This window comes from Paenibacillus eucommiae (assembly GCF_017874215.1).
Taxonomy (GTDB): Bacteria; Bacillota; Bacilli; order Paenibacillales; family NBRC-103111; genus Paenibacillus_AI; species Paenibacillus_AI eucommiae.
The window spans coordinates 151,351-165,574 of sequence record NZ_JAGGLB010000020.1 but is presented as its reverse complement, the minus strand read 5'-3'; the positions used below and the strand labels follow the sequence as shown (position 1 = coordinate 165,574).

13 protein-coding genes are annotated in these 14,224 nt (G+C 42.2%); 7 read left to right on the top strand and 6 right to left on the bottom strand.

What is annotated here, in order from left to right; genetic code table 11:
- Window positions 1-36: 36 nt before the first annotated feature.
- The 4 genes from J2Z66_RS25760 (at window position 37) to J2Z66_RS25745 (ending at window position 2,072) form a co-directional block, all read left to right on the top strand.
- The gene (locus J2Z66_RS25760) at window positions 37-714 is read left to right on the top strand and encodes a DsbA family protein (protein WP_209975605.1); all 678 of its coding nucleotides are present in this window, start codon (window positions 37-39) and stop codon (window positions 712-714) included.
- Between the two features lie 45 nt (window positions 715-759).
- Window positions 760-1,179 carry a disulfide oxidoreductase gene (locus J2Z66_RS25755; RefSeq protein WP_209975604.1) on the top strand — a complete coding sequence of 140 codons (420 nt, stop codon included), beginning with the start codon at window positions 760-762 and terminating at the stop codon, window positions 1,177-1,179.
- 75 nt (window positions 1,180-1,254) lie between these two features.
- Window positions 1,255-1,626 (top strand): ArsR/SmtB family transcription factor, encoded by a 372-nt coding sequence (locus J2Z66_RS25750; protein ID WP_209975603.1) that lies wholly within the window; start codon window positions 1,255-1,257, stop codon window positions 1,624-1,626.
- A 263-nt stretch (window positions 1,627-1,889) separates the two neighbouring features.
- Window positions 1,890-2,072 (top strand): hypothetical protein, encoded by a 183-nt coding sequence (locus J2Z66_RS25745; RefSeq protein ID WP_209975602.1) that lies wholly within the window; start codon window positions 1,890-1,892, stop codon window positions 2,070-2,072.
- A gap of 149 nt (window positions 2,073-2,221) precedes the next feature.
- Here the strand turns inward: J2Z66_RS25745 and J2Z66_RS25740 are convergent, their stop codons facing one another.
- The 6 genes from J2Z66_RS25740 to J2Z66_RS25715 all read right to left on the bottom strand — a co-directional run bounded on the left by J2Z66_RS25740 (window position 2,222) and on the right by J2Z66_RS25715 (window position 10,102).
- Window positions 2,222-3,160, bottom strand: coding sequence for an alpha/beta hydrolase (locus J2Z66_RS25740; RefSeq protein ID WP_209975637.1), 939 nt, complete (start codon window positions 3,158-3,160; stop codon window positions 2,222-2,224).
- 347 nt (window positions 3,161-3,507) lie between these two features.
- A complete protein-coding gene (locus J2Z66_RS25735; RefSeq protein ID WP_209975601.1) occupies window positions 3,508-4,875 on the bottom strand; it encodes a sensor histidine kinase in 1,368 nt (455 codons plus the stop codon).
- A complete protein-coding gene (locus tag J2Z66_RS25730) occupies window positions 4,872-5,546 on the bottom strand; it encodes a response regulator transcription factor (protein ID WP_209975600.1) in 675 nt (224 codons plus the stop codon). The genes J2Z66_RS25735 and J2Z66_RS25730 overlap by 4 nt, the downstream gene beginning before the upstream one ends.
- Before the next feature lie 193 nt (window positions 5,547-5,739).
- Window positions 5,740-6,651, bottom strand: coding sequence for a hypothetical protein (locus tag J2Z66_RS25725; RefSeq protein ID WP_209975599.1), 912 nt, complete (start codon window positions 6,649-6,651; stop codon window positions 5,740-5,742).
- A gap of 60 nt (window positions 6,652-6,711) precedes the next feature.
- Window positions 6,712-8,313 (bottom strand): response regulator transcription factor, encoded by a 1,602-nt coding sequence (locus tag J2Z66_RS25720; protein WP_209975598.1) that lies wholly within the window; start codon window positions 8,311-8,313, stop codon window positions 6,712-6,714.
- The gene (locus tag J2Z66_RS25715) at window positions 8,306-10,102 is read right to left on the bottom strand and encodes a sensor histidine kinase (protein ID WP_209975597.1); all 1,797 of its coding nucleotides are present in this window, start codon (window positions 10,100-10,102) and stop codon (window positions 8,306-8,308) included. The genes J2Z66_RS25720 and J2Z66_RS25715 overlap by 8 nt, the downstream gene beginning before the upstream one ends.
- Window positions 10,103-10,433: 331 nt before the next feature.
- Here J2Z66_RS25715 and J2Z66_RS25710 point away from each other — a divergent pair, with 331 nt between their 5' ends.
- From J2Z66_RS25710 to J2Z66_RS25700, 3 genes are all read left to right on the top strand, one after another.
- The gene (locus J2Z66_RS25710) at window positions 10,434-11,384 is read left to right on the top strand and encodes an ABC transporter permease (protein WP_209975596.1); all 951 of its coding nucleotides are present in this window, start codon (window positions 10,434-10,436) and stop codon (window positions 11,382-11,384) included.
- Between the two features lie 24 nt (window positions 11,385-11,408).
- Entirely contained in the window at window positions 11,409-12,281 is an 873-nt protein-coding gene (locus J2Z66_RS25705) for a carbohydrate ABC transporter permease (RefSeq protein WP_209975595.1), read from the top strand.
- Between the two features lie 92 nt (window positions 12,282-12,373).
- On the top strand, window positions 12,374-14,146 hold the full coding sequence (locus tag J2Z66_RS25700) for a type 2 periplasmic-binding domain-containing protein (RefSeq protein WP_209975594.1): 1,773 nt from the start codon (window positions 12,374-12,376) through the stop codon (window positions 14,144-14,146).
- The last annotated feature ends 78 nt before the right edge of the window (window positions 14,147-14,224 follow it).

The window sequence follows — 14,224 nt, the reverse complement described above, 5'->3', positions numbered from 1 at the left end:
AAGAGAAACCGTTTACTAAATAAGCTGGGGGGAAATATGAAAAAAAACAAAAACATGTCGCGTAACCTCGTTATCTTTACACTGGTTTTGGTGGTCTTATTCGTAGCTATCTTTGCGTTAACGCGAATGGCTGATAATACGGACAAAAGTGTCACATCCGTATCGGCTCCTGATATTACGGGACAACCTGTACTCGGCAAACAAGATGCCAAGGTAACTATTGTCGAATTCGGCGATTATAAATGCCCATCCTGTAAAGCTTGGGGAGAGCGGATTTTGCCTCAATTGACGGAATCCTATATTGACACGGGTAAAGCCAAGTTTTCTTATGTAAACGTGCTGTTCCACGGTGAAGAATCAACAGTGGGTGCTCTCGCCGGTGAAGCTGTTCTGGCAAATACTCCGGATGCTTTCTGGCCGTTTCATAAGGCAATCTTCGATGCCCAGCCAGATCTTGATCATGACAGCCTCTGGCTTACTCCCGATAAGATGATCGAGATTGCAGGTGCAATCAATTTAGGCATCGACACCGGTAAGCTGCGGGAAGCGATTGACAGCCGGACGACCTTGTCACAGGTCAATAAGGATGAAGCACTTGTAAAGAAATTCAAAGTTGAACAAACACCTACGATTATGATCAATAATATCGTGATAACAAATCCATTTGATTATGCATTAATCACCAAAACAATTGAAGATGAGCTGAAGAAATAAGAAACCCGGGAAAAATAGGGGAACGGAAGGACGGAGGTATGGGCGGTGCGATTTCGTGATTTGACGCTTTATATAGCATGGCTCATAGCGGTAGTAGCCACACTGGGAAGTCTGTATTTCAGCGAAATTAGGGATTTTATTCCTTGTGAGCTGTGCTGGTATCAGCGCATACTGATGTATCCGTTAAGTGTACTGCTTGGTATTGCGGCTTTTTATCAGGATACAGCGATTAAAAAGTATATCCTTCCACTTTCCATTATCGGAGCGCTCATAGCTGCTTTTCATTATATGGAGCAGAAAATTCCAGGGTTTGCAGCGATTAAACCATGTACCCAAGGGGTACCGTGCACCACTCAACATATCAACTGGCTCGGATTTATTACGATTCCTTTTCTCGCTTTAACTGCCTTTGTGCTTATTACGATCATGCTGCTGCTGACTTCCAACAAGTCTTCACAGCGATGACATCGGAATATTTACGAATTTGCCCCTTTCTGTGCTATAATGTCAAACAGGACAAAGTGGGGCGGAGGGCACGGTATGAATAAAGAAGTGGTTGAGACTGCTGTTTGTGAGGAAAGCTGTAATGGGACGGAAGCGGACGTGCTGCGCGTAAAGAGCAGGCTGGTATCCGAATCGACAGCTGTAGAGCTGGCAGATTTGTTTAAAGCTTTGGGCGATCCAACACGGGTCAAAATGATTCATGCCCTGCAGCAATGCGAGCTTTGCGTACATGATTTAACCGAGGTGCTGGAAATGGGACAGTCGGCTGTATCCCATCAGCTTCGTTTCCTGCGTAACCTGCGTATCGTCAAGCGGCGCAAAGTAGGGAAAACGGTCTATTATTCTCTGGACGATGACCACGTAGAGCAGATCTTTCTGCTTACCCTTCAACATTTGGATCATAAATGATGACTTTACTATTCAACAAAAAACATCTTGCCCAACGAACGGGCAGGATGTTTTTTTGTTGAACACTTAGTGTTTCCAGGCAATAAGTCACGTTAGTGATGTTTTTCATCGTTAAAGTAAGTGTTCCAGGTCAATCTGCCACGTTAATGATGATTTTCATCGTTAAAAGAGGGCGGATGGCCTCTTCAGGGGGTTAAAAGGGATTTTAACGATGATTTTCATCGTTAAAGTAAGGACGTGGAGAGGAGCCGGTGCTTTTAACGATGAAAATCATCGTTAAAGCATCAGCTCCCCTCAACTGCACGGGATCTTCATCTCCAGTGCCTTCGTCCGCTAGGAAATCTCTTCCGGCCAAGAGAAAAACCCTTGCTGGCAGTCCGTTTGAGCTTGGTGTTCGTGCGATTGTATCTAAAGAGAGGGAATGGCTGTGGGCGGAAGAGCGGTAGCGTCCGCCTTTAAAGATTTGTTCCAACCTCTACATCCATTCCATTCAAGGGAACAAATCTTTAACAGCGGCTGGAGCCCACATCCATTACCTCCTCAACGCTCTCACGTCACGAACACGCTCATCAAAGGTAACCGCAAGGCGTTTTTCTTACTTAATTTCTGCCATAAATGACCTTAAGTTTTCAGTGATTTCTTTTGATTTGGTATGGTGTAAGTAATGACTTCCTTCAAATGTCATCACTTTTCCATGTACAGAATCTTTGATTTGCTCTTCATGCAGTGGTATCCATCTTTCTACACCCGTATTATTCGCTTGAATAAAGAAAATAAGGGGAAGATCTTTTGGGAATGATAAATTTCGAGCTGCAACAAAATTAGGATAAATATGTTCCATTTCATTTAAAGTGGTGGATTCATACATGTTTTTGAGAGAAAGCATTCTTATTTGTTCCTTTGTCTCATTATCATAGGGCAGCCCAGCATATGGATCCTCACCAAATTTAAACATTAATCTGCCGAAACCTGATTGTTTGAGTAGCTTAAAGGTTCCTATTGGAAACTCAACATCCATACCGCCTTGCGTTGGAACACTGCTATCGATCCCCGCAAACGCGCTCACTTCATTTGGATATTTGTTGACATAATCTATTCCGTAAATGCCTGCAATGGAGTGACCCATTAGAATATAACGGTCAATATTAAGACTCTGCAGCGCTTCATGAATTTCACTCACAATATTTTCTGTGGTTCGCTCTTTTTGGGTTCCATCACTTAATCCATAACCAAAAGGCTCAACCATGACGACTTTGTAAAACGGTGACAACTCTTCAATTAGCGGCTTAAAATCAAGTGCTGGCGCAGCTGTTCCATATCCTGGAAGGAGTACGATTGTTTCTTCGCCTTGTCCTTGAATCAAAACATTCATGTTTTTCCCATCTACTGTTACAGACTGACCATAGGGTATTATTTTTCCCGCCTCTGATTTGCTGCTGATCTTATTATAGGCAAAAACAATGGCTATAAAAAGAACGATTACTATAATTAATACTGCTAATACTCTCAGTAAAATGATAAGCAATTTTTTCATCTTACTAGCTGGTTCCCCACTTTTCTTGTCCGGCTTGATCTTCATTATGTCTCGAATTTTCACGTTCATCTTCTCCTGTCGTTATCTGTATATTGAACTGTCTTAACGGGCCGCTAAGGAAAGCTTACACAACGAAGATGTACTCTTCATGACGACAATATGAACTGAATATGAACGAGAGAAAAAAAATGCTGCGGCATATCATGCAGGGAAGTCTGCACATAATACCGTAGCATGGAGAATGTGGATCTGCTTTATATGACTGATACAGTTACTGTTACATTTTTGGTGCAGATACTGACACTGCAACTGATGCAGTAACAGTAACTGTATCTGTATGAATTTACTTACTCCGTCGGAGTTATGATGGGTAAGGTGACAATAAAGGTCGTTCCTCGGCCCGGTTCGCTTTCCACTCGAATGTCGCCTTGATGAAGCGATACGATCTGTTTAACGATGGCAAGTCCCATACCGCTGCCGCCATACTTACGACTGTGGGAACGATCGGCCTTAAAAAAACGATCGAATATACGCTTCTGGTCCTCGAGAGAGATACCAATGCCCGTGTCGGATATTCGAACGGTTACGTTTTTGATATCTTGTTTGATACTGACGCTAATCATTTCGCCATCCATGGAAAATTTGATGCTATTGCCGAGAATATTCGTCCATACCTGGTTTAACAGATCAGGATCAGCCGTTAGGCTAACAGCTTTTAAATTGAGATCGAAACGGATGTGGCGAGCCGACCATTGCGGCTGGATCGCCACGATGACTCGTCTGATCTGTTCATCAAGGCTGAACGTGACCAATCGCAGCTGCTGTGAATGCGATTCAAGCAAACTCAGCTTGAGCAGGCTATCGCTCATCTTAGACATCCGATCTGCTTCAGCGATAATAATATCCAGATAACGTCTTCGCTCGTTAACTGCGATGTCTTCTTGCTTGAGCGCTATAGCATAGCCGGATATCGAGGTGAGTGGTGACTGAACTTCGTGCGACACGTTCGATACGAAGTCTCTACGCATCTGCTCAAGCTGCTGCAGATCGTGCATCATTTCTTCGAAACTTCGAGCCAAAGTACCGAGCTCACCCGATTGCTTAATATTCAGCTTGATGTTGAAATCTCCAGCTGCTATCCGCCTAGTTGCTTTTGTCAGCTTTTTGATCGGTCTTACTAGGAACATGGCAGCAATTAAAATAAATAAGCTTCCTGCGATCAACGAATAGCCTGCAAAACTCAATCCCCACTTGAGGACGAAAGAAGCGGACGGTGGAGTGATTGCCTCCACAAACAATGCTTTCATTCCCATTTCAGTTTTCAACGGCAGTCCTATGAGAACAACAGCAATACTCTTCGTATGGACTTGAACAACTTCTCCAGCTAATACCTTCTTTACTTGTTCCGTAGTTACAGTAGCAGGATTGTGTCCGTTAAGCGTTCCGTAAGAATAGAACTGATCCGCTGCTTCGTAAATTCGAATATGATAAGAATTGAGCTGCTTCATTCCACTCACGAACGAGTTCGCTTCACGTAACGGAATTGTCTCGTAAATCCGGACGATGTCTTGTCCAAAATTGCGTAAGACAATTTGCGAGTTTTTGCTCAAATTTTCTTCAAATAACCAGGTTGACACAAAAAAAGCAATGATAGTGCCCCCGATGACGGAGACTAGAAATGTCAGGACTACCCGTGTATATAAGGATTTGATCATTCGTTTGCCTCAAGCCGGTAGCCAAGCCCACGCATCGTTTCGATACGAAAATCGGGTGTAGTTGCGAACCGTTCGCGCAGGCGTTTAATGTGTACGTCTATCGTTCTATCATCTCCAGCGTAATCGATCCCCCAAATTTGATCGATCAACTGCTCGCGCGTAAAGATTTGTCCGGGTGTTCCAGCGAGCTTATAAAGTAATTCGAATTCCTTGAGGGGCAGCGTGAATGACTCCGTTCCTCTCATGACCTTATATGTTTGCCGATCAAGAATGACGCTGCCGAGCCGGATCGTCTGCGTGGAGCCAATCTTGTATCGTTTCAGTAGTGCCCTAACACGAACCGTCAACTCCAACGGATCGAATGGTTTCGTCAAATAATCATCCGTCCCCAGTTGGAAACCTTTCACTTTCTCCCAGGTTTCGCCTCTCGCAGTCAGCATAAGTAATGGAAGATCAGGATTGCTTCTTCGGAGCTCCTTACATAACGTCCAGCCATCCATAATAGGCATCATAATATCGAGCACGACAAGATCGACAGGTGTTGAGGCATATACGGCCAGTGCTTCTTTGCCGTCCGCGGCTTCGGCTGTTTCGAATCCGTCGTTGCGGAGAAATAAACAGACGAGTTCGCGAATGTTCACATCGTCGTCAGCAACTAGTATAGTAGGCATTCGTTCCCTCTTTTCCTGTTGTCCATTCTAACCATTATACTATAAATTAACCTATAATATACTTTCAGCTAAACTGCCATGGAAGGGCGGTTCCCCCGGTTTTTCCAGTCGGGAAGTTCAGACGAATAACCAGGTTTAAGGCACTAAAGCACCTAAAACCTGGTAGAGGGAGTTACTCCAGAAACTTCGGAATTTATCTAAAAATATGTTCTGTTAACCCTGTTTCAAGGTCTAAAGTTGTTCCAAAACTGTCAATTACCTTACCCTCAAAAAATATAGATTCAATAAATCCTGTATCTTCTCCTTTATTTTCTATTTCTATCTTCTCTCCTGTAGATAATCTTAATCCTATATATGTTCTTGGTTTAATGTCTGATTTTTGATTAGGGGCATAAAAAACTAATAAATCTAAGCTTTCCTTTATGAAAAATTTGGGTGCACAATTGCAAAAGTTATAGTCATCTTTTTTGAATTTTGTTTCCCAGACACATTCCATACTAGAATTGTGTTTTCTTACAACGAAATTTTTATCAATAGTATATAGATGATTAGAAGTATCTGTATTCACTTGCTGCAGCGTGACTTTGGTTTCATTCATAATAAATTCAGAAAATGAAAGATGCTTAAAGTCAAATACGGTTAAACTTGATTTTTTACGTTCATTAACTGTTACATATTTGTTCTGGTACAAAATTCCGCCACCTACGGAAAAGGGGAGTTTATTCAGTTCTAAATCCCCTCCAATCTTCAAGCAAAATCCATTGTTTTTATATGTACTTGTTATAAGATAATCTTCATTTGGCGAAAAATATGCTTGATAGACCAAGTATTTATTGGTTAGAAAAATAGTCTCATCCGTGGTTACATTTTTCACAATAAAAGTATTGTGATTTTTGTTGTCCCATTTTTTTGAAGCCAATGCTACAAGTTTCCCACTATTAGATACATCCAAAATGGTATAGTCGTTGTTTGCAATGTCATCATTTTTCGTTTTTTCTTTAAAATTGAATAAAAAGGAATTATGAATTTGAGCTTGGATTGGATTGAAAATTCCTAAGTTTATATCTGTGTAGATTTTTATATCGTAAGGTATTAGTTGTTTCATCTTCTGACCCCCATTACTTGAATATTAGCATATAATTGTAGAAGTGTCCTGGCTTCCACGTTATTCCCGTGCTTGACTTCTTTTCCGATATTCTATAGGGGTCAATCCCGTCAGTTCTTTGAAGACTTTAGAGAAGTAGCGATAATTCTCAATCCCGACCAGAGAGGAGACTTCATAAACTTTGGTGTCACTATCTGAAAGCAAGGCTTTGGCTTTATCGATACGTAGTTTGGTTAAGTAGACAGTAAAATTTTCTTTTATTTCTCTTTTAAAGATTTGTGAGAAATACGATTTATTCAGGTTAATATGTTTGGCGACATCGTTAAGGCTGGTTATATTCATGTAATCGCTATCCAAGTAGGCTAAAGCTCTCGCAATATCGCTACGGGAGAACTTAGAGTGTTTTCTTTCCAAATACTCTTCACGGATTCTCATGATCAACTTCACAAGCCAGCTTGTGTATTCAGATAGTTCCAAATCCGGCCATGCTGTATCGAAATGACCGATATTCTGGGTGAGGGATAACTCCTCAGCTTTCTGATTGAACGCGAACATCAATTCTGTATGGAAATCTTTTATGGTTTGGATATCCAGTAGCTCCAATCGAAACTCGGATGCTAAAGCATTGATCGTATTCTCAACCTGGTCATGTTCTTTAGTGATATTCAAGATTATAGATTTGATTTGATCCTTTCTTCGATCTGCGCTCCATTTCTCTGTATGCTTTTCAATCTCTGTATAGTGAATGATACTTCCTTTTCCTGAGAAGAAGGAGTATTCTGTCGCCAGACTTGCTTGTCTGGCCGCTTCTGAAACTTGAGAAAAAGTGGCATGAACTGGACTAACGCCGACTGTTACAGTCAGCTTTAAGCATCGTTGTATCGCGGAGGAGACTTCGTCAACTAAGCCGTAAATAAAATTGTTAATAGATAAATAGCTGTCGGAAGCGCGAAATCCTGAAATCATGTAAAATGTTCTTTTGTCCGACTTTCCATAAATGGTTCCTTTCATGTTATCGATGATCTCTCCCAGTACGTTTCCAATTGCAAATACGAAAGGCTCGTCTTTCCAAGTGGGGTGGCGTTCGTTCTCATCAATGATTAGACAACTGACGACCAGTTTATCCATGGAAAATTGGCTTTGAATAGCGCCGATCTTCATGCCGATGAGTTCCACATCAGTTATATGTCCTCGAATCATATCGATAACGAGGGTATTCATGACTGCGGGCAGGTTTATCGTATCGTCTCGTTGCCGCTTTATTCGTTCCTTCTCCGAAATCCGTTCATTATCAATAAGAGAAGCTACTTGATTCAGGGTTTTATAGAGATTGTCCTCGTCCATTCGTTGTTTTAACAAATATTCCGCGGCACCGTGCTTCATGGCAAGCCTGACGTTATCGTAATCGTCATGGCAGCTCAAGACGATTACCTTGCGGCAATCTGAGCCCTTCAAGATAAGCGGAAGCGATGTCAGTCCGTCCATAACCGGCATTTCAATATCAAGAAGAATGATATCGGGTTTAGTTTCCCGTATGCGATCCAAGGCGACTTCGCCATTTTCTGCTTCGCCGATACAGACGTATTTCTTGTTTTTATCAATCATATACTTCAGATCTGTCCTGACTGTATAATCATCATCCACGATAAAAACTTTATACATATTGTTCGCACTCGCTTTCGTCTTTGATTAAGGGCATTGTGATCGTAATGAGGGTTCCTTCATCTTTCTTGCTTTCGACTTGAAGTCCGAACCTCTCTCCAAAGTAAAGTTTGATTCTATCCCGGATATTTTTGATTCCAATCCCCCGATATTTCTTTTCTACGCCCTGATTCCCGTCTGCAAACAGCTTGCGCATTTGCTCCTCGGTCATACCCTTGCCATTGTCTGCAATTGAGAAGATGATGGTATGGTTATCCGACCGAATGGAGATTCGAAGCAAGCCGTCGCCTTTCACTAAATCCATTCCATGGAATAAAGCGTTCTCGACGAGAGGCTGAAGCAACATTTTGAGAACCCGAAATGGTTTTAGAGTCTCATCGATTTCATAAACGACTTCAAATTGGTTATTGTACCTGATTTGTTGCAAATAAACGTAGGACTGGACGAGTTGAAGCTCTTCCTCGATCGTGACGAATGTCACTTGTTTGCTAATGCTTGTCTGCAACAACCCGATAAGACCGGAAGTAAGCTTGTAGATACGTTCGTCTTCCTGGCTTCGGGAAATGCTGCGAATCGTAGTCAAAAAATTGTATATAAAGTGTGGTGTGATTTGTGCTTGCAGAATGTTCAAGTCAGACTGCCTCTTTAGCCGGCTTTCGGATTTGATCCGTTCCATCAGGCTCCTCAATTCTCCCAGCATCTTATTATAGGTTGCCGTTAATCTCCCGATTTCATCGTGGGATACAACTGCAATTTCGCTGGTGAAATCTCCTTTTTCAACCCTTCTAAGTGATTTGACCAGTTTCTGCACGGGTTTCGTAAGATTGGACGCCAGAAGCATGGACAAAATAACCGACAGGAGAATGCAGAAGAGGATGGCCCAAATCGAAAACCGTTTGACGATGTGGGATTGCTTGTACATTTCGCTGAGGTCGACTTTAGTCACATATATCCATTTCGTTACGTTCGAATATTTGTAGCTGATGAATTCGTTGCGCCCTTCGTTACTGTGGATGAAGTTTCCGTGGAGGACTCCCTTGTCCAATATAGTGTGCACGTAGCTGGATTCCAGGTTTTCCGGGGTCTGCTTATCCATAGTATACATAAAATTGCCATTCAGATCGATGATCGAAAGGTTGTCTTCTTTATTCATGAGACCAGCAACCGAAATGTTGTTGATGACAGGCATGGGAATATTCAATATGATGACGCCGGAAGCGGTGGAATTATCGAGCGAATAAATCGGAAGCGAGAATGTCATCACAGTTTTGTGTTTTGAATCCCGGAATTCATTTTCATGAAAGCCACTCCATAACGTTCGGCTTTCAGGCTCGAGTGCTTGTTTGTATACATTGAAATTCTTGTAATGACTAATCTCATATTCGCTTAAATTGCTAACGGTAACGATCGTACCGTTAGCAAAACAGATGTACATAGAAGAAATATAAGGGTTGCTGCCAAGGATCAGTGAAAGGTATTGCTCAATCTTCTTGATTTGTAGAATACGATCCATATTGCTGAATGTCATATCGTTGTATTGTTTGATTTCCTGATAGTTTCCGAGTTGTACGCCAAGTTTGCTTACATCGTTCATTAGATATTCAATGTTATTTATCGTGTGATCGAGGACGGTCTCCGAGTTTGATTCGGCCAAATTATCGATGATGCCGGCGATTTTGATATTGGCTATAATTCCAAAGGTACTGATGGGGACGGTGGCAATCATAATCATGGCAATGGCAATTTTGTATTTAATAGAAAGATTACGCAACCAGGCTTTGCCTTTCAACGTCCATTCCTCCTTTTAGGCGCGATCAAAAAAATAGAGGATTAATTGGTTGTACTTGTCATAAGCGCTACTTACTCTTTTTTCGGGCAATCAATGGGTCTATTATTTTTTTGATCGCGCCTTAGTACACTATAAACGGAATATATACCAATTTCAATACGGAATGGACCTTATTCCGCGACGACCGAAAAACTTGCAAAGAAAGTAGACATATCTATCAAAATGTGACGAAAACTTACGCGATTTTTATACACAATGCTTGTATTTGTTTATTGTTATAAAAAATTCTCAACCGTATAATTTAGAAAAAAAGACATACGGAGTTGGTTGAATGAAAGTTGAAATGTCACACAAAATAAACGTGAAAGTGCCATGGTTTGCTCGCTTGCGCAAAGACTGGCGAAGACAGCTTATCCTGTTTGCTCTCATCATTCCTGCCATCGCATATACGGTTATTTTTAACTATAAACCGATTTACGGCGTCATAATGGCTTTCCAGGATTATGATTTGCTTAAAGGATTATCAGGAAGTAAATTCGTCGGACTGGACAATTTTAAAGCTTTTCTGGAAGATCCTGATTTCAAAAATGCTTTGAGAAATACGGTGGCGATCAGTTTGCTGAATTTGCTGATCGGATTTCCGATACCTATCGTATTTGCGCTTTTGCTCAACGAGTTTCGGTTTCAAAAAATGAAAAAAGTCGTGCAGTCCATTACGTATCTTCCGCACTTTATCTCCTGGGTCATTATAAGCGGACTTCTCTACAACCTGCTTGATCAGGATTCGGGATCGTTCAATAGGATACTCAGCTGGTTTGGCGTCGAAAGCATCGGATTTTTCAGGGAGCCAAGCTATTTCTGGATCATTTTCATTCTCTCCGCCTTATGGAAAGAAATGGGCTGGAATTCCATATTGTATTTATCGGCAATGACTTCTATCAATCCCGAATTGTACGAAGCAGCCTCGGTAGACGGAGCAGGCAAAATCAAACGAGCTTTGCATATCACTATTCCGGGCATCATGCCAACGATCATTATTCTATTTATCCTATCCGTCAGCAGCTTGTTTAGCAGTTCTTTCGATGCACTATACCCGATGCGAAATGTTATGATCGCGAGCACTTCAGATACGATCGACGTATTTACGTATTTCAAAGGCGTTCGGTTGGGCGAATATGGCTATGCAACCGCTGTCGGGCTCACGCAATCGTTAATCGGATTGCTACTATTGTTCACTGTGAACAAAACGATGAAAAAATTAACGGGATACTCGCTGTTTTAGCAGAGCGATAGGGAGGCGAGAAGCTTGAAGAAAATTACCGCATTCGATGTAATCATGGTGTGCTTGCTGCTGATTCTATGCGTTGTAACCTTATATCCTTTCTATTACGCACTGATTATTTCAGTTAGTGACGGTCTGAAGGCACAGCAGCACAATGTCGTATTCCTGCCACAAGGCTTTACCTTGCAAAACTATCATGCAATCTTTCTGGACGATCGGATCTTGAACGCTGCATTTATTTCGCTGGCGAGAACCGTGCTGGGGACAGCCTTATCGCTTGTCGTCATTGGATTATGCGCATACTCCATGTCCAAAGCCTACTTCAAATTCAAGAAGCCTTTGTTCATTTTCTTCGTTATTCCGATGTACGTAAGCGGCGGAATGCTTCCGATGTATATTCTGATTCATGACCTTCATTTAATGAACAACTTTCTTGTCTACATTTTGCCTGGCTGCTATTCGACATTCTTCATGTTGCTGATGAAGGTATTCCTCGAAACGATACCCGATAACCTGGAGGAATCTGCGAGAATAGACGGCGCGCGGGAAATGAGGATTATGACCAGTGTAATTCTTCCGCTCTGTTATCCGGTAATCGCCACCATTGCTTTATTCGTGGGGGTCGCCCAGTGGAATTCATGGCTGGATGCGTTGATGTACGTGTCCGACCCGTCGCTTCATCCGCTACAAATGGTGCTTCAAGCCATATTGAACGAATCCCAAAATACGACGGACAGACTGCTCCTCATGGGCATGAACAGCCAGAAGGTTACTCTGACGACACAGACGTATACGATGGCGGTTCTTATCGTGACGACGGTTCCGATCGTGTTCGTGTACCCTTTCGCGCAGCGTTTTTTCGTCAAAGGCATGACCATTGGCGCCGTTAAGATGTAGCTAAAATACGAGGCAGATATTTGCTTCTTGATCATATAAAATAAGCTTCATATGATTTCGAAATTAATCTATTTATAGAGGAGCGTTCATCAATGGTCACGAGAAGATTCAAACGGGGAGTTTACAGTCTGATCAGCTTTGTTCTAGTTTTGTCGCTATTGGCTGCTTGCAGCAAAAATAATGATACTCCGCAATCTCAGGCATCGCCTTCGCAAGGTGCATCGGAAAGCGCAAGCCCGGAGAAGCTGGAACCCCTTGAGTTTACATATTGGGCTTGGGGAGATACACCGCCAACGGTTGCCGACGATGCCAACGATCTTATTGCAAAAGCGGTTGAGGAGAAATTCAATCTTAGAGTTAAAGAAATTTACGTCAATAACGGCATGTCCCGCAAAGAACGCTTGAATTTATTTCTATCTACAGATTCCTTGCCTGACGTCGTATTTGACATTGGTGATAACACTACGATACCAGCAACAGGTAAATATGCGGAATTGGGTGATCTTATTAAGCAATACGCTCCAAATCTGATGGAAATCTATCCGGAAGAACAATGGAAAGATGCCATGTATGAAGGGAAATTGTACAATTTTCCTGCCGTTACGATTGATGGAAACGATCCGAAGTTCATCAATGATATTTACGTAAATCCTATGGGTAACTGGGCGGGCATCTGGGTTAAAGAAAGCGACCTGAAGAGCCTTGGCTATACGTTCACGAGCACGAAAGATCTCGCCAAAAAAGTAAATGAAACGCAAACGAAACCAACCGTGGACGAGTTGAAAATCGAACCGGCAATCGCAACGCCGGATGATTTCTACAACTTCCTGAAAAAGCTCAAACAAGCTAAACCTAAGGTCGATGGAAAGGATCTGATTCCGTTCACGATTCCCGTCTATCTGCAGCCGCATTTCGGTGCGATGTTTGGCTTGACGACACAATGGAAATACGATCCGAATTCCAAACAAGTATCCGAGTTTCTCGGGGATCCGAATGCCAAAGCTTATTGGGAATATATGAACAAGCTATATAGCGAGGGCTTACTGGATAAGAACTTCGCTATCCAAAAGGATGACCAACTTCAAGAAAACATCGTTCAAGGCAGAGTCGGTGCTTTCATGTGGGCCAAAGACATTCCGAAAGTTCAAGAATCCATTACACAAAAAGATCCCAACGATTCTCTGCGCCTCATTCCATTGCCTAAACAACCGGGAACGACATTCGTAGGCATCGATGGGGTGAACAAAGCGACTTTCAAGTTTTTTATCCGCAAAGATTTCAAAGACATCAAACGTTTGGTACAGCTGTTCAATTGGACGATGTCGCAAGAATATTTAGAGCTGATAACCTGGGGTCCGGAGGAACTCGGTTTATGGGAGCTGAAAGACGGCAAGAAAGTCTGGAAAGATGAAGCCTTTCATCAAGCGATGCTTACGAACAACGCAGATATTCTCAATGAGAAGTATTACAAATACGGATTGGGCTTAGCAAAGGTTAGCTCGAAGATTTTTGCCGCGACTCCTACTTCTTCTGTTAATCTCTGGGATTGGAAGAGAAGCTATCCGTTCGAAGTCGATCCGAACGACGTCGCATATTTTGGGAACTTCATCAGCAACGAAGGCATTCAGTGGAATGGGTATATAGGTACCGCCGTAAGCGAAACGTCCCAATTAGCACCGAAATATATTTCGGGCGAATTCCAGCAGCAGCAATCCGCCAAACTGTTCGCCGCAAGGAACCAGGAGGAATTCGATAAAAACTGGAATGACATCATGAAAGCTTACAATAGCCGGATGAAATACGACGATGCCAAAAAGGAAATGGAAGACTATTTCAAATCCATTGGTTTCGAGGTTAAGCAGTAAATAATAGGATTGGGAAAGAACAAGATGCAAACAAGGCAACGAATGTTGACTGCGAACATTTGTTGCCTTGATTATAGG